20 protein-coding genes are annotated in these 19635 nt (G+C 68.3%); 8 read left to right on the top strand and 12 right to left on the bottom strand.

Annotated elements, in window-relative coordinates:
• The first annotated feature begins 8 nt into the window (after positions 1-8).
• A complete protein-coding gene (phbB, locus tag BLQ77_RS09725) occupies positions 9-731 on the top strand; it encodes an acetoacetyl-CoA reductase (protein ID WP_008887042.1) in 723 nt (240 codons plus the stop codon).
• Between the two features lie 131 nt (positions 732-862).
• Positions 863-1783 carry a VOC family protein gene (locus BLQ77_RS09720; protein ID WP_089958352.1) on the top strand — a complete coding sequence of 307 codons (921 nt, stop codon included), beginning with the start codon at positions 863-865 and terminating at the stop codon, positions 1781-1783.
• Positions 1784-1994: 211 nt separating this feature from the next.
• Here BLQ77_RS09720 and BLQ77_RS09715 read toward each other — a convergent pair whose 3' ends face one another.
• From BLQ77_RS09715 to BLQ77_RS09705, 3 genes are all read right to left on the bottom strand, one after another.
• On the bottom strand, positions 1995-2168 hold the full coding sequence (locus BLQ77_RS09715; protein ID WP_008886459.1) for a YdcH family protein: 174 nt from the start codon (positions 2166-2168) through the stop codon (positions 1995-1997).
• A 114-nt stretch (positions 2169-2282) separates the two neighbouring features.
• Complete coding sequence (locus BLQ77_RS09710) at positions 2283-3056, bottom strand: tRNA1(Val) (adenine(37)-N6)-methyltransferase (RefSeq protein ID WP_089958349.1); 774 nt, start codon at positions 3054-3056, stop codon at positions 2283-2285.
• Complete coding sequence (locus tag BLQ77_RS09705) at positions 3046-3261, bottom strand: putative signal transducing protein (RefSeq protein ID WP_008886994.1); 216 nt, start codon at positions 3259-3261, stop codon at positions 3046-3048. The genes BLQ77_RS09710 and BLQ77_RS09705 overlap by 11 nt, the downstream gene beginning before the upstream one ends.
• 55 nt (positions 3262-3316) lie before the next feature.
• Between BLQ77_RS09705 and BLQ77_RS09700 the strand changes: the two genes are divergently transcribed.
• Complete coding sequence (locus BLQ77_RS09700) at positions 3317-4318, top strand: polyprenyl synthetase family protein (protein WP_089958346.1); 1002 nt, start codon at positions 3317-3319, stop codon at positions 4316-4318.
• Here the strand turns inward: BLQ77_RS09700 and BLQ77_RS09695 are convergent.
• Together BLQ77_RS09695 and BLQ77_RS09690 are read right to left on the bottom strand one after the other, a co-directional pair.
• Positions 4312-5214, bottom strand: coding sequence for a 4-(cytidine 5'-diphospho)-2-C-methyl-D-erythritol kinase (locus tag BLQ77_RS09695; protein ID WP_089958344.1), 903 nt, complete (start codon positions 5212-5214; stop codon positions 4312-4314). The genes BLQ77_RS09700 and BLQ77_RS09695 overlap by 7 nt on opposite strands.
• The gene (locus tag BLQ77_RS09690) at positions 5204-6928 is read right to left on the bottom strand and encodes a tetratricopeptide repeat protein (RefSeq protein WP_089958458.1); all 1725 of its coding nucleotides are present in this window, start codon (positions 6926-6928) and stop codon (positions 5204-5206) included. The genes BLQ77_RS09695 and BLQ77_RS09690 overlap by 11 nt, the downstream gene beginning before the upstream one ends.
• Before the next feature lie 241 nt (positions 6929-7169).
• Between BLQ77_RS09690 and BLQ77_RS09685 the strand changes: the two genes are divergently transcribed.
• Positions 7170-9695 (top strand): cation:proton antiporter, encoded by a 2526-nt coding sequence (locus BLQ77_RS09685; protein WP_089958455.1) that lies wholly within the window; start codon positions 7170-7172, stop codon positions 9693-9695.
• Positions 9696-9748: 53 nt separating this feature from the next.
• Here the strand turns inward: BLQ77_RS09685 and BLQ77_RS09680 are convergent, their stop codons facing one another.
• The 6 genes from BLQ77_RS09680 to BLQ77_RS09655 all read right to left on the bottom strand — a co-directional run bounded on the left by BLQ77_RS09680 (position 9749) and on the right by BLQ77_RS09655 (position 15617).
• Complete coding sequence (locus BLQ77_RS09680) at positions 9749-10039, bottom strand: 4a-hydroxytetrahydrobiopterin dehydratase (RefSeq protein ID WP_008886774.1); 291 nt, start codon at positions 10037-10039, stop codon at positions 9749-9751.
• Complete coding sequence (locus BLQ77_RS09675; protein ID WP_089958341.1) at positions 10036-11235, bottom strand: GNAT family N-acetyltransferase; 1200 nt, start codon at positions 11233-11235, stop codon at positions 10036-10038. The genes BLQ77_RS09680 and BLQ77_RS09675 overlap by 4 nt, the downstream gene beginning before the upstream one ends.
• A gap of 46 nt (positions 11236-11281) precedes the next feature.
• Entirely contained in the window at positions 11282-12037 is a 756-nt protein-coding gene (locus BLQ77_RS09670; RefSeq protein WP_089958339.1) for a glycerophosphodiester phosphodiesterase family protein, read from the bottom strand.
• 9 nt (positions 12038-12046) lie between these two features.
• Positions 12047-12508, bottom strand: a complete 462-nt coding sequence (locus BLQ77_RS09665; RefSeq protein WP_089958336.1) for a RidA family protein — start codon at positions 12506-12508, stop codon at positions 12047-12049.
• 74 nt (positions 12509-12582) lie between these two features.
• Positions 12583-13890 (bottom strand): HlyD family type I secretion periplasmic adaptor subunit, encoded by a 1308-nt coding sequence (locus BLQ77_RS09660; protein WP_008887213.1) that lies wholly within the window; start codon positions 13888-13890, stop codon positions 12583-12585.
• A complete protein-coding gene (locus BLQ77_RS09655; protein WP_040384706.1) occupies positions 13887-15617 on the bottom strand; it encodes a type I secretion system permease/ATPase in 1731 nt (576 codons plus the stop codon). Before BLQ77_RS09655 ends, BLQ77_RS09660 begins: the two co-directional genes overlap by 4 nt.
• Positions 15618-15781: 164 nt before the next feature.
• Between BLQ77_RS09655 and BLQ77_RS09650 the strand changes: the two genes are divergently transcribed.
• Together BLQ77_RS09650 and BLQ77_RS09645 are read left to right on the top strand one after the other, a co-directional pair.
• Positions 15782-16561, top strand: a complete 780-nt coding sequence (locus tag BLQ77_RS09650; RefSeq protein ID WP_089958334.1) for an MlaA family lipoprotein — start codon at positions 15782-15784, stop codon at positions 16559-16561.
• The gene (locus tag BLQ77_RS09645) at positions 16561-17163 is read left to right on the top strand and encodes an MlaC/ttg2D family ABC transporter substrate-binding protein (protein ID WP_008886898.1); all 603 of its coding nucleotides are present in this window, start codon (positions 16561-16563) and stop codon (positions 17161-17163) included. Before BLQ77_RS09650 ends, BLQ77_RS09645 begins: the two co-directional genes overlap by 1 nt.
• 38 nt (positions 17164-17201) lie before the next feature.
• On the opposite strand, the gene BLQ77_RS09640 is transcribed toward BLQ77_RS09645, so the two are convergent.
• Positions 17202-17690 carry a peroxiredoxin gene (locus BLQ77_RS09640; RefSeq protein ID WP_089958331.1) on the bottom strand — a complete coding sequence of 163 codons (489 nt, stop codon included), beginning with the start codon at positions 17688-17690 and terminating at the stop codon, positions 17202-17204.
• Between the two features lie 88 nt (positions 17691-17778).
• On the opposite strand from BLQ77_RS09640, the gene BLQ77_RS09635 reads away from it, so the two are divergent.
• Complete coding sequence (locus BLQ77_RS09635) at positions 17779-18984, top strand: NAD(P)/FAD-dependent oxidoreductase (protein ID WP_089958328.1); 1206 nt, start codon at positions 17779-17781, stop codon at positions 18982-18984.
• Positions 18981-19538: a 16S rRNA (guanine(966)-N(2))-methyltransferase RsmD gene (rsmD, locus tag BLQ77_RS09630; protein WP_089958326.1), complete on the top strand. Its 558-nt coding sequence runs from the start codon at positions 18981-18983 to the stop codon at positions 19536-19538. Before BLQ77_RS09635 ends, rsmD begins: the two co-directional genes overlap by 4 nt.
• The last annotated feature ends 97 nt before the right edge of the window (positions 19539-19635 follow it).

Genomic DNA, 19635 nt, shown 5'->3' with positions numbered 1-19635 from the left:
AAAATTTTATGGCGAGAGTTGCACTGGTCACCGGCGGGAGCCGCGGTATTGGCGAAGCGATTTCCAAAGCGCTGAAAGCCGAGGGGTATGAGGTTGCTGCAACCTATGCGGGCAACGACGAGAAGGCCGCGGCCTTTACCGAGGAGACCGGCATCCGGACCTACAAGTGGAACGTGGCGGATTACGAGGCGTCCAAGGAAGGGATCGCCAAGGTCGAGGCCGATCTCGGCCCGATTGATGTGGTGGTGGCCAATGCCGGCATCACCCGTGACGCGCCGTTCCACAAGATGACCCCGGAGCAGTGGAAGGATGTGATCGACACCAACCTCACCGGCGTGTTCAACACCGTGCACCCGGTCTGGCCCGGCATGCGCGAGCGCAAGTTCGGCCGTGTCATCGTGATCTCGTCGATCAACGGCCAGAAGGGCCAGTTCGCGCAGGTCAACTACGCCGCGACCAAGGCCGGCGACCTTGGCATCGTGAAGTCGCTCGCGCAGGAAGGCGCGCGCGCCGGCATCACCGCCAACGCCATCTGCCCGGGCTACATCGCCACCGAGATGGTCATGGCCGTCCCCGAGAAGGTGCGCGAGTCGATCATCGCCCAGATCCCCGCAGGCCGTCTCGGCGAGCCCGAAGAGATCGCGCGCTGCGTGGTGTTCCTCGCCTCCGACGCGGCGGGCTTCATCAACGGCTCGACGATCTCGGCCAACGGCGGCCAGTTCTTCGTCTGATCCGGCCCCTGCGGCCACTATCTTCGCCCCGGCGTGCCGCGCCGGGGCTTTTTCATGCCCGCGAGCTTGCGCAAGTGGGCGGACGCAGGGCGGCGCCCTATATCCCCGACACATGCCAGAGGAGAGATGCCATGATCGAGGATATCGCCGGCCTGCACCACGTGACAGCACTTGCCACCAGTGCCGCCCGCAACAACGCCTTCTTCACCGACCTGCTCGGGCTCAGGCGTGTGAAGAAGACGGTGAACTTCGACCGGCCCGAGGTCTACCACCTCTACTACGGCGACGAGACCGGCGCCCCCGGCACGGTGATGACCTATTTCCCCTTCCCCAACGCCAAGCGCCGGACGCCGGGCACGGGCGAGGTCTCGACCACCGCTTTCGCGGTGCCGAAGGGCAGCCTCTCCTACTGGGCCGACCGGCTCGCGGGGCGCACCCCCACGACGCAGGCGACGCGTTTCGGCGAGGCGCGTCTGCAGCTCGACGGCCCCGACGACGACGACCTGTCTCTGGTCGAATGTGACGACGCCCGCACGCCCTGGACCGGCGGCTCTGTGCCCGGGGACGCGGCGCTGCGCGGCTTCCATTCGGTCGAGCTGCGGCTGCGCGACGTCGCGCCCACCGCCGAGCTGTTGGGCTTCATGGGATACGTCGAGGAGGCCTCCGACGGACCGGTGACGCGTTTCCGGATGCCCGATGGCAACGGCGCCGATATCGTGGATCTCGTGCAGAGCGACCTGCCGAGCGCCGATCAGGGCGCGGGCAGCGTGCACCACGTGGCCTTCTCGGTGGCTGACCGGGATGCGCAGGCGCGGGTGCGCGACTCGCTGACAGCGCAGGGATTCGACGTGACCGAGCAGATCGACCGGGATTACTTCTGGGCCATCTACTTTCGCAGCCCCGGCGGGGTGCTGTTCGAGGTGGCCACCGCCGAGCCCGGCTTTGCACGCGACGAAGAGGCCGCGCACCTTGGCGAGGCGCTCAAGCTGCCGCAGCAGCACGCGCATCTGCGGGAGCAACTGGAGAGCACGCTCGAGCCAATCAACGATTGATCGGCCCGGCGGCCCGGGCACCAGAGGTCATGTAAGAGGGACTAATGAATTCGGCAGGCAGGAAATTGGCTGTAATGTAGAGAATTCTTAAGTGAATCTGACGACGATATGGTCGGACCGCAGCGGGTTCGACAGAGGCTTCTGGTATCTCGGGTCCGGCCCGGTAGCCCCCGTGAGACCACCAGACCGGTTCGTCAGCAGTTATGCCGGATCAGTTCGGATGTCCGCTGAGCCGCGTAATCTCTTCTTTGATGCGAAGCTTCTGTTTCTTCAGGGCGGCGACATGCAGGTCGTCCACGCCCGGACTGCGCTGCATCTCTTCCACAGCGGTTGAGAGGTTCTGGTGTTTCTTCTTCAGTTCCTGCAGGTGCGAACTCAAGCTCATTCTTTCCTCCTTGTGCCGGGTTAGAACTTCCAGTGCAGCACATCCGGCGATTCAAGTCACGCTGCAGATGCGAACGTGCTGAAGAATCCTTTACCATGCGTCAACACCGGGCGATCACACCGGGAAATCCATCCTTTTGCCCTCCCGAAGCGTCGCCCTGATGACGTCGGTATAGTCCTCGCCATCTTCAAGGTGGCGCGCGCCTTCGTGCAGCACGAGGGCCGGGTGAAAGCGGAAAGCCGCCCGCCCACCCTTGCGACCGCGAGCAAGAATCAGCCGGGGCGCCCGCCCGGCGCGCGGCGCCAGCGGCCAGAGCTCCAGTGAGCCGAAAACCGCCTGCATCGCGGCCAGCAATTCGGGCAGCCGCTCGACCCTCTGGATGAAGGTCATGGTGCCCCTGGGCCGCAGCCGACGCGCCGCGAGCGCCGCCCAAGCGGCCATCGGCGCCGGACCGGCGAGCGCCATCTCGCGCCCCACGTCCGGTGCTGCACTGCGGCGATCGGCCTCGAAATAGGGCGGGTTCGCGAGAACGTGATCGAAGGTCAGCGCCCGCAGCGTGGCGGGAGGGGTGGCGATGTCACCCTCGAACACCTCGCCGTCGAGCCCGTTGCCTTCGAGGTTGCGCCGCGCCAGCGCCGCGTAGCCCGGCTGGATCTCGAGCCCGGCCAGCTTCAGACCCGGCACCCGCACCCCAAGACAGCAGAGCGCCGGTGCCGCGCCGCAGCCAAGCTCCAGCACGCTTTCGCCCGACCGGGCCGGGATCGTTGCCGCCAGCAGCACCGGGTCGATGCCTGCGCGGTAGCCCTCTAGCGGCTGCCAGAGCTGCACGCGACCGCCCAGGAACGCGTTGCGCACCAGCGCGTCGTCGGGGAACGGATCAGCCCTCAAACTTGACCCCGTACATGCGGAGCACCCGTCGGGCGTCTTCGATGCGGTCGGCCCGGACCATCAGGCGGCGCGGCAGAATGCCTAGGCTGCCTTCAAGCACGCTCATATTTACGTCCAGCTCGAAGCTGTCTATACCCTCCTCGTTGAGAAGGGTTTTGACCAGCGGGATCAGCGTTATGTCGTTGGTGCGAAGAAGCTCTTCCATGAAGGGGATGTAAGGACAGGGCAGCCGCCTTGTCGAGCCTGATGCCGAGGGTTTGATGGGTCTGGATACGCCGAACAAGAAGCCGCATGACCGGCTCGCAGAACTGCTTTCCGAGGATATGGGCGGCGTCAACGCGCTGATCCGCGAGCGGATGGCCTCGAAACACGCGCCCCGCATTCCCGAGGTCACTGCGCACCTCGTCGAAGCGGGCGGCAAGCGGCTGCGACCGCTGCTGACGCTCGCCTCGGCGCGGCTCTGCGGCTACCAGGGGCCGTTCCACGTGCACCTCGCCGCGACCGTCGAGTTCATCCACACCGCGACGCTGCTGCATGACGACGTGGTCGACGAGAGCAGCCAGCGCCGGGGCCGCCCCACCGCCAACCTGCTCTGGGACAACAAGTCCAGCGTGCTGGTGGGCGACTACCTCTTTGCCCGCAGCTTCCAGCTGATGGTCGAGCCCGGCAACCTGCGGGTGCTCAACATCCTGTCGAACGCTGCCGCCACCATCGCCGAGGGCGAGGTGCTGCAGCTGACCGCGGCGCAGGATCTGAAGACCACGGAAGAGATCTATCTGCAGGTGGTGCGTGGCAAGACCGCGGCGCTGTTCTCGGCCGCGACCGAGGTCGGCGGCGTCATCGCCGGCGTTCCGGAGGAGCAGGTGCAGGCGCTCTTCACCTACGGCGACGCGCTGGGAATCGCCTTCCAGATCGCCGATGACCTGCTCGATTACCAGGGCGACAGCTCGGCCACCGGCAAGAACGTCGGCGACGACTTCCGCGAGCGCAAGCTGACCCTGCCGCTTATCAAGGCCGTGGCCCGCGCCTCGGATGAAGAGCGCGCCTTCTGGGTCCGCACGATCGAGAAGGGCGACCAGCGCGACGGCGATCTCGAACATGCGCTGGAGCTGCTGAACGCCCACGCCGCGCTCGAGGACACCCGCACCGATGCGCTGGCCTGGGCCGAAAAGGCAAAGGACGCAATGACAGAGCTGCCGCAGTCGGAACTGCGCGACCTGCTCATTGATCTCGCCGATTTCGTGGTGGCGCGGCTTTACTGAGGCCGCGGCAGCGCCAGCTCCGAGCAATCCCCGAGAACACCCGAGGCGACCCACCAGCCGGGATGCGCCTCGGTCAGCGCCTGCGCGGCCGCCCTGGCGTCATCTTCCGACAGGAAGAGCCCGAAGCAGGTCGCGCCCGATCCCGACATCCGCGCCAGCCCGCAACCGCCCTGCCCCGCCAGCGCATCCAGCACCGCGCGGATCCCGGGCTCGACCTTCAGGGCCGGCGCCTCGAGGTCATTGCGCATCCTGGCGAGGAAGCCGATGAGCGAGGCCGCGTCCGGAAACTCGGGCAGCGTGTCGGGCATCGGCGGATTGTCCCGGGTTTCGAGCGCCTTGAACACCGCGGGCGTGGGCACCGGCAGGCGTGGGTTGACCAACACTGCCGCGATGTCGGGCAGCGTGACGAGGCCGAGCCGCTCGCCTATGCCGCGGGCCCGGAGCGGGTGCGAGAGCACGCACATCGGCACGTCGGCGCCAAGGCCGAGAATGCGCTCGGCGTGGCGGTGCATCAGCAGGTCGGGAAGTTCGAGGAACCCCTGCGGGATCTCGCCCGACAGGGTGGCGATGCCCCGCAGTGCCGCCGCCGCATCGGCAGAGCCCCCGCCGATGCCGGAGGCCGCCGGAAGGTTTTTTTCAAGCGTCAGGGCAGCCCCCTCGTGCCCGGCAAGCAGTGCGGCCGCCCGGAGTGCGAGGTTGCTCATGTCGTCGGGCACGCCGGCAGCTTCGGGCCCCGAGACCTCGAGCGTCAGCCCGTCCCCCGGCGCCACCGTCAGCCAGTCGCCCACCGGGGCGAAGCTCACCAGCGAGTCCAGAAGATGGTAGCCGTCAGATCGCCGGCCGGTGACGTGGAGGGTCAGGTTGATCTTGGCCGGGGCAAAGACCCTATTCGCCATTGGCAACCTTGAGCGGAGGTTTGCCCTCTTCGGAGAGCACCTGGTCCAGCCCGACCTTCAGCTTCTGGCGGATGCGCTCGGGATCGACCTCGTCCGAGGCCTCTTCCCAGTCGACGAAGCTCAGCGCGCGCTTCCACTGGAACTCGGCTTCGAGCGTGCGCCCGACGGCCCAGTAGACGTCGCCGAGGTGGTCGTTGACCACCGGGTCCACCGGCATCAGCTCGGCGGCGCGCTCCATATGCGCGACGGCATCCTCGTAGCGGCCCAGCCGGTAAAGCGCCCAGCCGAGGCTGTCGACGATGTAGCCGCTCTGGGGCTCGGTCGCGACCGCCTGTTCGATCATCGACAGCGCCTCGTCGAGCTTGGCGTGGTGCTCCACCAGCGAATAGCCGAGATAGTTCAGCACCTGCGGCTGGCCCGGGTTGAGCTCGAGCGCCTTGCGGAAGTCGGCTTCCGCCGCCTGCCAGTCCTTGAGCCGCTCCTTGGCGATGCCGCGGGCGTAGTAGAGGAACCATTGCGCCGGGTGCTCTTCGACGAAGCCCGAGATGGCGGCATCATAGGCGGCGACCGCCTGATCGTAGCGTTCGAGCTGGCGCATCATGTCGCCAAGCGCCGACTGCACCGAGATCTGGTTGCCGTTGGTCTGCGCGAGTTGCTCGAGCACCTCGACCGCGGCGTCGGGCTTGCCGTCCGAGCGCAGCGCCTCGGCGCGGCCCAGCTCGGCCGAGAAATAGTCGGCATCGTCGCGCGGCACGCGCTTGAAGGTGTCGACCGCAAGATCGTACTGCCCGAGGCTTTCCAGCAGGTTCGCCGACATCAGGATGGCGCCGGAATGGTCCGGGCGCAGGTACTCGGCGATGCGCGAGTAGAGCAGCGTGAAATCGTCGTTGGCCTCGCTCGAGAGCGCGCCGGCCACGGTGTAGAACACCTCGGCGATGCCGTCCCGGGGCGAGTTGACGTAGGTGAAGGGCAGCTTCTCGCCCGCCACCAGCGCCGAACGCATCTGTTCCAGCGAAGGGTCGCGCGGGGGCGGGAAGCCCTCGTCGATCATCGCCACCGCGTCGTCCTGACGGTCGAGCTGGCTGAGGATCTGCGACCGTGCCTGCACCGCGCGCCGGGTGAATTGCAGCGTGCCCGCGTCGCCGGCCTCGAAGATCGTTTCCGCCCCCTCGAAATCGCCGACCGAGGCCAGCGCCATGGCCTTGTGGTAGGACGCGAAGGATTGCAGCCCCTGCTCCTGCGCCATCGCCTCGAAGGCGACGAGGGCGGCGCTCATGTCGCCACGGCCAAGCTCGGCCCAGCCACGCGCCAGCCCGTCGACCAGCGGGCCGATGGCGGTCTGCTCGTCGATGCGGCTGAGGATGGTGGCGTAATCCTCGCGCTTGGCGAGGTCGGCGATCTGCGCCATGTGGCCGATCTGGCTCTGGTAGCCCTGCGTGCTCAGCCGCTCGGCCAGCTCGACCGCGTGGGGGATGTCCCCGAGCGAGAGGTGGGCCAGCGCAGCGCGCTCGAGCAGGGCCGGGTTCTCGGGATCGAAGGCGATGGCCCGGCCGTAATAGTCACCCGCGGCCTTGAAATCGCCGAAGAAGCTTGCCTGGCGGGCGGCCAGATAGTCTCCGGACAGGCTCTCCGCCGCAGCCGGACCAGCGAGCCCAGCCAAAGCAACCAGCGCGAGCGCCGTGCTGCGAAGATACCCCGATGCCTTGCCTGCCATGCCGATCATCTCCTGTCTGCTTTCCAAGAGCCTATCCCGGCGGCCTCGACCGTGCAATGCGATGCCCCTTCACGCCCGCGTCAGACCGGGGCCTCTGCCCAGCTTTCGCGCGGCCCTTCGCCGCCCGGAACGCCGGTACTGGCGGAGTGTCGCGCGCAGGCGGGGCACAGTTGCGTGAAACTGCGGGCCTCCGACAAAAGGCCTCTTTCGAAATTCACGCCTTTGCCCCTATTTGCACCCCATGGACATCGTTCTGGTCACCACTGTCATCGCCTCGCTGTTTCTCGTGATCGGCATGGCCGAGCCGCTCGCGGCCCGGCTCCAGCTGCCGTACAGCGTGATCCTCGCCGTCCTCGGCATACTGATCGCCGCTGGGGCGATCTTCCTGTTGCGAACGTCGCTGACGGATGCGCTGAACCCGGTGGCGGAGACGATCATCAACCTGCCGATCCGGGCGAACGTCTTCCTCTACGTATTCCTGCCCACCCTGCTGTTCCAGGCGACACTGGGCATGGACGTGCGACGCATGGCCGACGACTGGGTGCCGATCCTCGTCATGGCGGTGGTGGCGGTGATCGTGGCGACGCTGACCGTGGGGATCGCGCTGTCCTGGGCCTCGTCCCTGCCGCTGGTGGCCTGCCTGCTGGTGGGCGCCATCGTCTCGACCACGGATCCCTCGGCGGTGATCTCGATCTTCCGCTCGCTGTCGGCGCCGCGCCGGCTGGCGCGCATCATCGAGGGCGAGAGCCTGCTGAACGATGCCGCCGCCATCGCGCTCTTCGGCTTCTTCCTCGGCTTCGTCATGCTGGGCCTGCCCGACCCGACGCTCGAGGACGCGCTGACCCGCTTCCCGGTGCTCATCGCCGGCGGCGCGCTGACCGGCTGGATCGTCGGCCGGGTGATGCTGCGGTTGATGGGTCTCTTCGAGCAATACGAGTTGGCGCAACAGTCGATCTCGGTTGCGGTGCCCTACCTCGCCTACATCATCGCCGAACAGAGCGTCGGCGCCTCGGGCGTGATCGCCGTGGTGGCGGCGGGTCTCACGCTCAACATCGTCGGGCCCGGCCGGCTGCCGCCGCAGGCCTGGACCAACCTGCGCGAGGTCTGGGACCTGCTGGCGCACTGGGCCGGGGCGCTGATCTTTATCCTCGCCGCCCTCCTGATCCCGCGCATGCTGGAAGAGTTCCGGCTCAGCGACGTGATCCTCGTGGGCGTGGTGGTGCTGGCGGCGATGGTGGCGCGGGCGGTGATCCTGTTCGGGCTGCTGCCTCTCCTGTCGGCGCTCAGGGTCTCGCCGGTGGTGGAACGCCCCTACCGCGTCGCGATCCTCTGGGGCGGGCTGCGCGGCGCGGTGACGCTGGCACTGGCGCTCGCGGTGACCGAGAACTTCCGTGTCCCGATCGAGATCAAGCGGCTGGTCGGCATCCTCGCCACCGGCTTCACGCTGTTCACGCTGCTGGTGCAGGGGACGACGCTGCGCTGGGTGATCCGGCGGCTCGGGCTCGACCGGCTGTCGCCGCTCGACCAGGCGCTGTCCAAGCAGGTCATCGCCGTGGCCCTGCAGACGGTGCGCGAGGACGTGGCGAAGACCACCGCCAACTACGACCTCGACCGCGAGATCGTGCGGGGCGAGGCCAAGCGCGCCGGCGACCGGCTGGAGGCGGCGGTGAAAGACGCCGAGGAGAACACCGAGATCCTCGACCGCGACCGCATCACCCTCGGGCTGATCGCACTGGCGGGCGCCGAGCGCGACACGGTGATCGCACGGGTGCGCGACCACTCGGTCTCGTCGCGGCTGGCGGAGCGGCTGCTCTCGGACGTCGACCGGCTGATCGAAGCCACGCGCAGCAACGGCCGCAGTGGCTATGGCCGCGCCGGGCGACGCAGCACCGCCTACGGCAAGAGCTTCACCTTCGCGGTGATGCTGCACAACAGGCTGCGGCTCTCGCACCCGCTGGCGCGGCTCACCGCCGACCGCTTCGAGCTGCTGCTGGCCCAGAAGCTGATCCTGCGCGACCTCGACGGCTTCATCCACGGCCGCATCCGCCGGATCCACGGCCGCCGCGTCTCGGACCTGCTGACCGAGCTCCTGAGCCGCCGCATGGAGGCGGTGGAGACCGCGCTCGACGGGCTGCGGCTGCAGTACCCGGGCTATGCCGAAGAGATCGAGCGCCGCTTCATCCGCCGCACTGCCCTGCGGCTCGAGGAACGCGAATACGCCGCCATGCGCGAGGACGGGCTGATCGGCCCCGAGCTGCACACCACGCTGATGCATGACATCGACGAACGCCGCACCGCCGCCGAGCAGCGCCCGAAGCTCGACGTCGCGCTGCAGCGAACCGAGCTGGTGCGGCAGTTCCCGCTGTTCGCCGACCTCAGCGACACAGCCGCGCGGCACCTCGCGAAGTCGCTCAAGGCCAGCTACGTCAACCCGGGCACGCTGCTGATGCGCAAGGACAGCGCCCCGCGCAGCGTCTATTTCATCGCGACCGGCGCGGTCGAGCTCGAGAACGCCGGGCAGAGCTGGCGCCTGGGCCGGGGCGAGATGTTCGGTCAGATGGCGCTGCTGACCCGCAGGCCGCGCCGGGTCGAGGCCCGTGCGATCGTGCCGACGACGCTGCTGATCCTCGACGAGGCGCGGTTCCGGAAGCTTCTGAAGCGCAGTTCCACCCTGCGCGAGGGGGTCCGGGCCAGCGCCGAAAAGCGCGGCATCCCGCCGGACTCGATCCTTCCCCTCCGCAAGGACGAGAAGAAGCAGGTCGCCTGAGACGCCTGCGAGGGTGCAGGCCCGCCGTTCACACGCCGGCGGGCCGCGTCATCTCAGAGCGCGTCGAGCTTGCGCGCGAGCTTGGCGTCGAGCGAGGACAGCCCGCCCACGTCATGGGTCGACAGCACCACCTCGACGGTCTTGTAGACGTTGGACCACTCCGGGTGGTGGTTCCACTTCTCGGCCCACATCGCCGCGCGGGTCATCCACGAAAAGGCCTCGACGAAATCGGCGAACTCGTAGGTCTTGCGGATCGCATCGCGGCCGTCGACCATCTCCCAGCCGTTGTCCATCAACGGCGCGAGTATGGTGTCGCGTGCGGTTTCGGAGAGTTTCTCGGTCATTCCTGCTCTTCCCTTCTTTCCTTTCGGAACGGCCCGTAGGCGGTGAGGATCTCGATCTCCTCGTCCACCGCGCGCCGCTCCTCGACGAGATAGCGCGCAACCGCATCCGCAAACCCCCTGTCACCGATCCAGTGCAGGGAATGGGTCTCGACCGGCAGGTATCCGCGGGCAAGCTTGTGCTCGCCCTGCGCCCCGGCCTCGACCCGCGAGAGGCCGTGCGCGATGGCGAAGTCGATGGCCTGATAGTAGCAGGCCTCGAAATGCAGGCAGGGGTGATCCTCGAGACAGCCCCAGTAGCGCCCGAAGAGCACGTCCCGCCCGATGAAGTTGAGCGCCCCCGCCACGTCCATGCCGTCGCGCTCGGCGATCACCAGCGCGATGTCGTCGCGCAGGGTCTCGTGGGCGATCTCGAAGAAGGCGCGGGTGAGATAGGGCGAGCCCCACTTGCGCGACCCGGTGTCCTGGTAGAAGCGCCAGAAACTGTCCCAGTGCTCGGGCTCGATCTCGTCGCCGGTCAGCATCCGCAGCCGCCCGCCGAAATCCTGCGCCGTGCGCCTTTCCTTGCGGATGTTCTTGCGCTTGCGCGAGCTGAGGCTGGCGAGGAAGGCGTCGAAATCGGCGTAGCCGTCGTTTTCCCAGTGGAATTGCTGGGTGGTCCGCCGCATGAGCCCCATGCGCTCGCCCGCGATGGCCTCGGCCTCGGTGCAGAAGGTGACGTGCAGCGAGCTGAGCTGGTTCTGGGCACAGAGCTGCACCGCCCCCTGCACCAGCGCCGAGATGCCGGTCGCCTCGTGCCCGGGCTTGGTGAGGAAGCGGCGCCCGGTGGCCGGGGTGAAGGGCACGGCGATCTGCAGCTTGGGATAGTAAGAGCCACCCGCCTGCTCGTAGGCATGAGCCCAGGAGTGGTCGAAGATGTACTCACCCTGGCTGTGGCCCTTGGCGTAGAGCGGCGCCACCGCGATGATCTCGTCGTCGAGCTCGGCGGTCAGGTAGCGCGGCTCCCAGCCGGTGCCGCGCCCGACCGAGCCGCTGGCCTCGAGCGCATGCAGGAAGCGCCAGGTGGTGAAGGGATCGTCCGGGCGCCCGCCGTCCGCGGTTTCGGGGCATGCGCAGGCATCCCAGTCGGCCTGTGCGATCTGGTCGAGCGATGATAGGACGTTGACGGCGATGGAGGCGCCGGGGGTCTGATCGGTCATGAGTGCCTTCCCTGCCTGCCTTTATCTGGCCTGCGCGGGAGCGTGTTCAAGCCGTGTATCCCTCGAACGTGATGTTGCCGGCCACCTTGCGCGCCTCTGCCTCCTCGGCGGGCGACCGGATCGTCCAGCAGAGCACCGGGACGCCGGCGGCCTGCAGCTCGGAGACGCGCGGGCTGCCGAGATCGCGCCAGTGGTGGCTGATGAAGCTCGCGCCGGTGCGGTCGAAATCGGGGATCCCGCGCAGGCGCTCGCGGGTGGCGGGCGGCAGCGTCGGGTAGTCGTCGGCGGTGTAACCGCAGGTGGTGAGCCCGCGCGGCAGGTCGGGCGCCAGGCGCGCCAGGGCGGCGACCGAATGCGGGTTGAAGGACATCAGCGCCACCGGCCCGTCGTAGCCTGCCAACAGCTCGGCGGCGCGGCGTTCCAGCGACCCCACGTCCGGGCCCATGCCACCGTCCTGGTCCTTGACCTCGATCAGCAGCGGCACCCGGCCCGCGACCAGCGTCAGCACCTCGGCCAGCGTCGGGATCCCCGCCGCGCCGTAGCGCAGCGGGATGGCCCCCAGCTCGGCGGCGCTGCGGGCGCGCACCGACCCCTCGACGGCGGTGAGCCGCGCGAGATCATAGTCGTGAAAGACCATCGCCTCCCCGTCCGAGGAGAGCTGCAGGTCGATCTCGATGCCGTAGCCCGCCTCGACCGCGGCGCGGATCGCCTCGACCGAGTTCTCGGGCCGGCCCTGCGACTTGTCGTGCAGGGCGCGGTGGGCAATGGGTCGGTCGAGGAAGGCCGGGGGCAGCGCAGGCATGGGTCGGCCTCAGGCCAGTTCGAAGATCGCTTCGATCTCGACCGCGACGCCCAGTGGCAGCGCGCCTGCCGAAACCGCCGAGCGCGCATGCCGGCCGGCATCGCCCAGCACCGCGACCAGCAGGTCGGAGGCGCCGTTCACGACCTTGGGCTGGTCGGTGAAATCGGGGGTCGAGTTGACGAAGGCGGTCAGCTTCACCACGCGCTTCAGCTTCGAGAAGTCACCGCCGCAGGCCGCCTTGGCCTGGGCCAGCAGGCCGAGCGCGCAGGTGGCGGCGGCCTTGGCACCGGCCTCGACATCGAGCTCGGCGCCGAGCTTGCCGGTGATGAAGCCGTCGGCATTCTGGCTGATCTGGCCGGAGACGAAGACGAGGTTGCCGCTGATCACGTAGGGCACGTAGTTGGCGGCGGGCGCAGGCGCGTCGGGCAGCGTCAGGCCAAGCTCTGAAAGGCGGGCGTCGATATCGGTCATGGAATCCTCCGGCTGAGTTCGGCGCGACGCTAGCCCCGCCGGAGGAAAATGGAAATAGCCCGGGACCGCGGCCGTCAGGTTTCGCGAAAGGCGCGGGCGAAATAGTCGGTGAAGGGCTTCAGCAGGTAGGCCAGCGCGGTGCGCTCGCCGGTGCGCAGGAAGGCCTCGACCGGCATGCCGGGGATCAGCTGAGTGCCCTCGGGCAGCTTGGCGATCTCGCTGTCGTCCATCACCACCTCGGCGCGGTAATAGCTGACCGAGGTGTTCTCGTCGACGAAGGCATCGGCCGAGACCCGCGTCACGCGCCCGAAGAGTTCGGGCGTCATGCGCTGGTCGAGCGAGGCAAAGCGCAGCGTCACGTCCTGGTCGAGGTGGACCTGATCGATGTGGATCGGCTCGATCTGCACCGAGATCACCAGCGGGCGGTCCTGCGGCACGAGGTAGAGCACCGGCTCGGCCGAACGGATCACCGCGCGCGGGGCGAAGACCGTGAGCCCGTAGACGATGCCGCCCACCGGCGCGGTGATCTCCATCCGCTTGAGCTGCTCGCCAAGCGCCAGCCGCTGTTCGGCCAGCTCGCGCGAGCGGAACTGCATGTCGCGCAGGGTGGTGATCGCCTCTTCGCGTCGGGTCGTGTCGAGCTTCAGCACCTCGATCTCGATCTCGGTGATCTGGCCCTCGGCCTGCGCCTTCGAGGCGACGAGTTCGCCGCGTTCACCGGCCAGACGTGCCGCCTCGCGCTGGAGGGCCAGCACCCGGCTGGCCTGCGCCAGCCCGCGATCGAGCAGCGACTGCTGGTCGGCCAGCTCGCGCTGGATCAGGTCGAACTGGTCGCTCAGCGCCGAGACCTGCGCCTCGATGCCCTCGATCTGGTTGGCGATCTGGTCGCTGCGCTTGTTGAGCTGCTCGATCTCGCGGGCAACGGAGTCGCGGCGGGCGAAGAACAGGTTGCGCTGGCCCGACATCATCTCTTCGACCTGGTCGTTCTTTTCGGCCATCTCGAGCAGCTCGTCGGCGAAGACGATCTCGTCCTTGCCGTCGCGCTCGGCCTCGAGCCGGGCCCGGCGGGCAAGGAGGTCGGCGTACTGGTCATCGACGATCTTGAGCTCGGAGCGTTTCAGCGTCGGGTCGAGCCGGATCAGCACGTCGCCGGTTTCGACCACGTCGCCCTCTTCAACGAGGATCTCCGAGACCACGCCGCCGTCCGGGTGCTGCACCACCTGCCGGTTCTGGTCGACCTGGATCTGGCCGCCGGCGACGATGGCACCGCTGATCTCGGTGGTGGCGGCCCATGTGCCGAAGCCCACGACCAGAAGAAGCAGCGCGAACAGCCCCAGCATCATCGGGCCGCGCAGCGGGAAATCCTTGCGGGGTTCGCTCATCGCACACCTCCCGGCCCGGCGTTGCGGGCGATCTGTTCGTGGTTCTTGACCATGTTGCGCAGCACGTCGTCCTTGGGCCCGAAGGCCGCGCGGGCGCCGTTCTCGAGCATCAGCAGCATGTCGCACTCGCGGATGGCGGCGGGGCGGTGGGCCATGATGATGACCGACTTGCCCTGCTCCTTCATCCGCCGGATGGCCTCGTTCACCGCTTCCGAGCCCTCGTTGTCGAGGTTCGAGTTGGGCTCGTCGAGCACGAGGATCACCGGGTCGCCATACATGGCCCGTGCAAGGCCGATGCGCTGCATCTGCCCGCCCGAGAGCCGCCCGCCGGTGGCGGTGACCCGCGTGTCGTAGCCGTTGGGCAGCTTGAGGATCATGTCATGGGCGTCGGCCTTGCGCGCGGCCTCGACGATCTTCTCGGGGTCGGGCGCCTGCGCCAGGCGGGCGATGTTCTCGGCGATGGTGCCATCGAACAGCGTGACCCGCTGCGGCAGGTAGCCGATGTGCTTGCCGAGATCCTGCCCGTATTGCTCGAGCGAGGCACCGGCGAGGCGGATCTTGCCGCCCGCGGGGCGCCAGACGCCGGTGATGGCGCGGGCCAGCGTCGACTTGCCGGCACCGGAAGAACCGATCACGCCCAGCGCCTGACCGGGCGCGAGCGAGAAGCTGACCATGCGCAGCGCCGCCTGGTGCTCGCCCGGCGGCACCACCGTGACCTGGTTGGCCTCGAGCCGGGCCTCGGGCACCGGCAGCGACAGGCGCTGTTCCTCCGGCGGCACTTCGGAGAGCAACTGCACGAGGCTATCCCAGCCCTTGCGGGCGCGGGTCACCATCGGCCACTGGCCGATCGCCAGCTCGACCGGCGCCAGCGCGCGCCCCATGAGGATCGAGCCCGCGATCATCGCACCGGCGGTCAGCTCGCCCTGCAGCACGAGATAGGCGCCGAGGCCCAGCATCGCAGACTGCAGGAACAGGCGGAAAGTCTTGGTGGTGACGGTGAAGGTGCCGACGATGTCCGAGGTGCCGATCTGGCCTTTGAGCGACTCCGACCGGGCGCGGTTCCAGCGGGCAAAGGCCGCCTCGCGCATGCCCAGCGACTGCACCATCTCGGCCTCGTTACGGATCTGCTCCGAGGTGTGCTCGGCCCGCAGCGTCGCGCGGTTCGAGTTCAGGGTCGGGTTGCGGCTCAGCATCTGGTTCAGCACGGTGACGCAGATCAGCACCGCACCGCCCGCCAGCGCGAGATAGCCCAGCCACGGGTGGAAGACGAAGATCCCGGCGATGAAGAGCGGCGTCCAGGGAATGTCGAACATCGCCGTCAGCACCGGCGATGACATCAGCCGCTGCACCGACTCGAGATCCTTGAGCCCGGTCGCGGCAAGCTCGTCGGGCTGCACCGCCGAACGGCGCATCACCGCGTCGAAGACCCGCAGGTCCATGCGCGACTGGAAGCGCGCGGCGACCCGTGCCATGACCCGGCCGCGGGCGTAGTCGAGCAGGCCCATCATGCCGTAGAGGAAGACCACCAGCACCGACAGCGCCAGCAGCGTCGCCTCGGAACGCGAGCCAAGGACGCGGTCGTAGATCTGCAGCATGTAGAGCGGACCCGTCAGCATCAGCAGGTTCACGAAGAAGCTGAAGACCGCCACGAACCAGTAGTAGCGCCGGCTCTGGCGACGCGCGGCCACCAGTTCGTCGCGTCCGGTCTCTTTCGAGCTCTTCGCCATGCGCGTGCCCATCCCTCTCTCTGCCCTCTGCGATGGTCGCAGGAAATCGCTTAACAATTGTTCTGTCGCCAATGTGTCACAGACGCATGCAATGCCCCGTGGTTGCTTGGTCACGGCCCCGTCTGCGAGTATGAACCCTTCTATCTCAAGATCAGGATTTTCCAATGCCGTTTACAAGGGGGGAATACCCGACCCCACTGCTCCGGAGCTGCGCGGTTCTCGTCCTCGCACTGGGGCTTTCGGCCTGTGCCGTGCCGGGCCCGGGCGAGGCGCCGGACGGCATCTACGACCCCAACGAGGGCGCCAACCGGCAGGCCCACGCCTTCAACAAGCGCCTCGACAGCGCGCTGTCGGGCGGCGACGGTCCCGGGGTCCTGTCCAAGGTGCCCGCGCCCGTCAGCGCCGGGATCGACAACATGTCCGACACCATCCGCCTGCCCCGCACCGTTGTGAATCAGTTACTTCAGGCGCGCCTCGGCCGCGCCGCCCGGAACACGCTGCGCTTCGGGGTGAACGCGACGGTGGGCGTGGTCGGTCTTTTCGACGTCGCCTCGCACCTCGGCATGCCCGAGGACAAGAGCGACTTCGGCGAGACGCTCTACGTCTGGGGCCTGCCCGAGGGCGCCTACATGGAGCTGCCGGTGCTCGGCCCCGCAACCGAGCGCGACGCGGTCGGCATGGCGGTCGATGTCTTCACGAACCCGCTCTACTACGTGCTGAGCTGGCCCGAGATCACCGCCGCCCTCGGGGTGCGCGTGGCCGACAAGGCGCTGACCCGGGCCGAGTACGGCGATTCGGTCGACGCCCTGCTCTACGGCAGCGCCGACAGCTACGCCCAGCTGCGCACGATCTACCTGCAAAACCGCCGTTTCGAACTGGGTGATGAAACATCCGGCGGCGAGGACTATATCGACCCCGAGGCACTGGACACGGAGGGTTTCTGATGGTGCAGCACGTTCTAACACGCCGCGGCGCGCTGGTGGGCGCAATGGCGGTCGGGCTCGCAGCGGGCCTGCCCGGCGCGGCGCTGGCAGTCACGGCGGCACAGGCCGAGGGCCTCGTCGACAAGCTCGTGGCCGACATCAACCAGGTCATCGCCTCGGGCAAGTCCGAGGCCGCGATGATCCGCGACTTCGAGCGCATCTTCCAGACCTACGGCGACATGCCCTACATCGCGGCCTATGCGCTCGGCTCCGACGCCCGCACTGCCACGGCAGCGCAGAAGAAGGCGTTCTCGTCGGCGTTCTCTGGCTACATCTCGCGCAAGTACGGCAAGCAGTTCCGCAAGTTCATCGGCGGCCGCATCGAGGTGCAGGGCACGCAGAAGGTGAAGAACGCGTACCAGGTCGCGACCACGGCGCTGCTGCGCGGACAGTCGCCCTTCGACGTCACCTTCTTCGTCGGCGAGAAGTCCGGGCGCTTCTACAACATGTACGTGGAAGGCGTGAACATGCTGCTCACCGAGCGGACCGAGATCGGTGCCATGCTCGACCGGCGGCGGGGCGATCTCGACGCCATGATCGAGGATCTGAAGCGCGCCGGCTGACCCGGCGCGCCAAGTGGCCTAACGAAAGCTCCGGGCGATCACATCGCCTCGAGCAGGCTCTCGCCCGCGGAGATCTCGCACTCGCCGGGGCTCGCCTCGGCGTGGAAGAGCGTGACGGTGCCGTCCTCGACCAGCATCGCGTAGCGCTTCGAGCGCGCCATGAGCCCGGCGGGCGGGGCGGTGAAATCCATGCCGATGGCCTTGGTGAAGGCGCTCTCGGGATCGCCCAGCATGGTGATCCCGGCCTCGGTCGCACCGGTCGCCTCGCCCCATACCTTCATCACGAAGGGGTCGTTGACCGAGACGCAGATGATCTCGTCCACACCCTTGCCGGCGAACTGGTCCTTGGTACGGATGAAGCTCGGAACGTGGGCCGAGTGGCAGGTGGGCGTGAAGGCGCCGGGAACGGCGAAGATCACCACCTTGCGGCCGGAAAGCTTGTCTTCGAGCTTCACCTGCTCGGGTCCGTTCTCACCCATCTGCACCAGCGTGGCGCCCGGAAGGGTGTCTCCCTTGGAAATGGCCATGTCGCGCGTCTCCCTTGATTGCGTTTCGCAAGCTCAGGGATATAGGCTGCGCGCAACTTGAGCCAACGGAAAAACAGAGAGGCGGGACATGGGCGACGTGGTGGTGATCGGGGGCGGACAGGCCGGTGCCTCGCTGGTGGCGCGGCTGCGCGCCAAGGGCTTCGAGGGGGGCATCACGCTGATCGGCGCCGAGCCGGTTCCGCCCTACCAGCGCCCGCCACTCTCCAAGGCCTACCTGCTGGGCGAGATGGAGGAAGAGCGCCTGTTCCTGCGCCCCCGCGCCTACTACGACGAGCAGAACATCGAGCTGGTGCTGAACGCGCCGGTGACCGCCGTGGACACGGTCGGCAAGACGCTGATCGCCGACGGGCGCAAGATCGCATGGGACGACCTGGTGTTCTGCACCGGCTCCACCCCGCGCCGCCTGCCCGCGGCCATCGGCGGCGATCTCGACGGCGTCTACGCAGTGCGCGGCATCGCCGACGTCGACGCGATGAAGCCGCGCTTCACCGAGGGCGCCAGCGTGCTCATCGTCGGCGGCGGCTACATCGGGCTCGAGGCCGCGGCGGTGGCCTCGAAGCTCGGCCTCAGGGTGACGCTGGTCGAGATGGCCGAGCGCATCCTGCAGCGCGTCGCCGCGCCCGAGACTGCCGACTACTTCCGCGCCCTCCACGCCCGCCACGGCGTCGACATTCGCGAAGGCGTGGGCCTCGGCGGGCTCACCGGTCGCGACGGCAAGGTGACCGGCGCCGAGCTCACAGACGGCAGCACCCTCGCGGTGGATTTTGTCATCGCCGGTGTGGGCATCGTCCCCGAGATCGAGCTCGCCGAGTCCGCCGGCATCGAGATCGAGAACGGCATCCGCACCGACAGCACCGGTCGCACCTCGGCGCCCTGCGTCTGGGCGGCGGGCGACTGCGCCTCCTTCCCCCATCGCGGCGCGCAGCTGCGGCTGGAAAGCGTCGGCAACGCCATCGACCAGGCCGAGGCGGTGGCAGACAACATCATGGGCGCCGGCCGCGCCTACGAGGCCAGGCCGTGGTTCTGGTCCGACCAGTACGACATCAAGCTGCAGATCGCCGGGCTCAACACCGGCTACGACCGCGTGGTGGTGCGCCGGAGCGGCGAGGCGGTCTCGCACTGGTATTACGCCGGCGGCACCCTGCTGGCGCTCGACGCGATGAACGATCCCCGCGCCTACATGGTCGGCAAGCGCCTGATCGAGGCCGGGAAATCCGCCGACCCCGAGACCGTGGCCGACCCCTCGACCGAGCTGAAGACCCTGCTCAAGTGAGGATCATCGCCGGAGACTGGCGCGGCCGCGCCCTGACCGCAGTGGGCAAGGGCGACCCGCGCGCGCACCTGCGCCCGACCACCGACCGCGTGCGCGAAAGTCTCTTCAACGTGCTGGCGGGCGGGCGCTTCGGCGACCCGTTCGAGGGCGCGCGCGTGCTCGACCTCTTCGCCGGCACCGGCGCGCTGGGGCTCGAGGCGCTGTCGCGCGGCGCCGCGGCCTGCTGCTTCGTCGACGACGGCCGCAAGTCGCTGTCGCTGCTGCGCGACAACATCCGCCTGCTGGGCTGCGCCGACCGCACCCGGGTGATCGCCCGCGACGCCACCCGCCTGCCGCCCGCCGAGACGCCCTGCGACCTCGTCTTCCTCGACCCGCCCTATGGAAAGTCGCTCGGCGACAAGGCCCTTGCCGCCGCCCGCGACGGCGGCTGGCTGGCGCCCGGCGCGCTTGTGGTCTGGGAGGAAAACGGCCCGCAGCTCGCGCCCGAGGGCTTCACCCCGCTCGAGGACCGCCGCTACGGCGACACCCATGTGACGCTCCTGCGCGCGACCTGACCGCCCGCGCCCGCACGCGAGAGATTTGACGCGACATTCGCCGTGACCCTGCTATCGTATTCATATCTGTTCATGGATGCGACGATCAGGGAGGCTT

Source organism: Salipiger thiooxidans (assembly GCF_900102075.1).
In the GTDB taxonomy this organism is placed as follows: domain Bacteria; phylum Pseudomonadota; class Alphaproteobacteria; order Rhodobacterales; family Rhodobacteraceae; genus Salipiger; species Salipiger thiooxidans.
Note: the sequence above shows the minus strand (reverse complement) of the source record. Positions and strands in the feature narration are given on the sequence as shown.

Excerpts from the sequence above, each read along its gene's own strand:
- phbB (WP_008887042.1), top strand. The coding sequence starts at position 9 with ATGGCGAGAGTTGCACTGGTCACCGGCGGGAGCCGCGGTATTGGCGAA.
- BLQ77_RS09720 (WP_089958352.1), top strand. The coding sequence starts at position 863 with ATGATCGAGGATATCGCCGGCCTGCACCACGTGACAGCACTTGCCACC.
- BLQ77_RS09715 (WP_008886459.1), bottom strand. The coding sequence starts at position 2,168 with ATGAGCTTGAGTTCGCACCTGCAGGAACTGAAGAAGAAACACCAGAAC.
- BLQ77_RS09705 (WP_008886994.1), bottom strand. The coding sequence starts at position 3,261 with ATGGAAGAGCTTCTTCGCACCAACGACATAACGCTGATCCCGCTGGTC.
- BLQ77_RS09700 (WP_089958346.1), top strand. The coding sequence starts at position 3,317 with ATGGGTCTGGATACGCCGAACAAGAAGCCGCATGACCGGCTCGCAGAA.
- BLQ77_RS09695 (WP_089958344.1), bottom strand. The coding sequence starts at position 5,214 with ATGGCGAATAGGGTCTTTGCCCCGGCCAAGATCAACCTGACCCTCCAC.
- BLQ77_RS09690 (WP_089958458.1), bottom strand. The coding sequence starts at position 6,928 with ATGGCAGGCAAGGCATCGGGGTATCTTCGCAGCACGGCGCTCGCGCTG.
- BLQ77_RS09685 (WP_089958455.1), top strand. The coding sequence starts at position 7,170 with ATGGACATCGTTCTGGTCACCACTGTCATCGCCTCGCTGTTTCTCGTG.
- BLQ77_RS09680 (WP_008886774.1), bottom strand. The coding sequence starts at position 10,039 with ATGACCGAGAAACTCTCCGAAACCGCACGCGACACCATACTCGCGCCG.
- BLQ77_RS09675 (WP_089958341.1), bottom strand. The coding sequence starts at position 11,235 with ATGACCGATCAGACCCCCGGCGCCTCCATCGCCGTCAACGTCCTATCA.
- BLQ77_RS09670 (WP_089958339.1), bottom strand. The coding sequence starts at position 12,037 with ATGCCTGCGCTGCCCCCGGCCTTCCTCGACCGACCCATTGCCCACCGC.
- BLQ77_RS09665 (WP_089958336.1), bottom strand. The coding sequence starts at position 12,508 with ATGACCGATATCGACGCCCGCCTTTCAGAGCTTGGCCTGACGCTGCCC.
- BLQ77_RS09660 (WP_008887213.1), bottom strand. The coding sequence starts at position 13,890 with ATGAGCGAACCCCGCAAGGATTTCCCGCTGCGCGGCCCGATGATGCTG.
- BLQ77_RS09655 (WP_040384706.1), bottom strand. The coding sequence starts at position 15,617 with ATGGCGAAGAGCTCGAAAGAGACCGGACGCGACGAACTGGTGGCCGCG.
- BLQ77_RS09650 (WP_089958334.1), top strand. The coding sequence starts at position 15,782 with ATGCCGTTTACAAGGGGGGAATACCCGACCCCACTGCTCCGGAGCTGC.
- BLQ77_RS09645 (WP_008886898.1), top strand. The coding sequence starts at position 16,561 with ATGGTGCAGCACGTTCTAACACGCCGCGGCGCGCTGGTGGGCGCAATG.
- BLQ77_RS09640 (WP_089958331.1), bottom strand. The coding sequence starts at position 17,690 with ATGGCCATTTCCAAGGGAGACACCCTTCCGGGCGCCACGCTGGTGCAG.
- BLQ77_RS09635 (WP_089958328.1), top strand. The coding sequence starts at position 17,779 with ATGGGCGACGTGGTGGTGATCGGGGGCGGACAGGCCGGTGCCTCGCTG.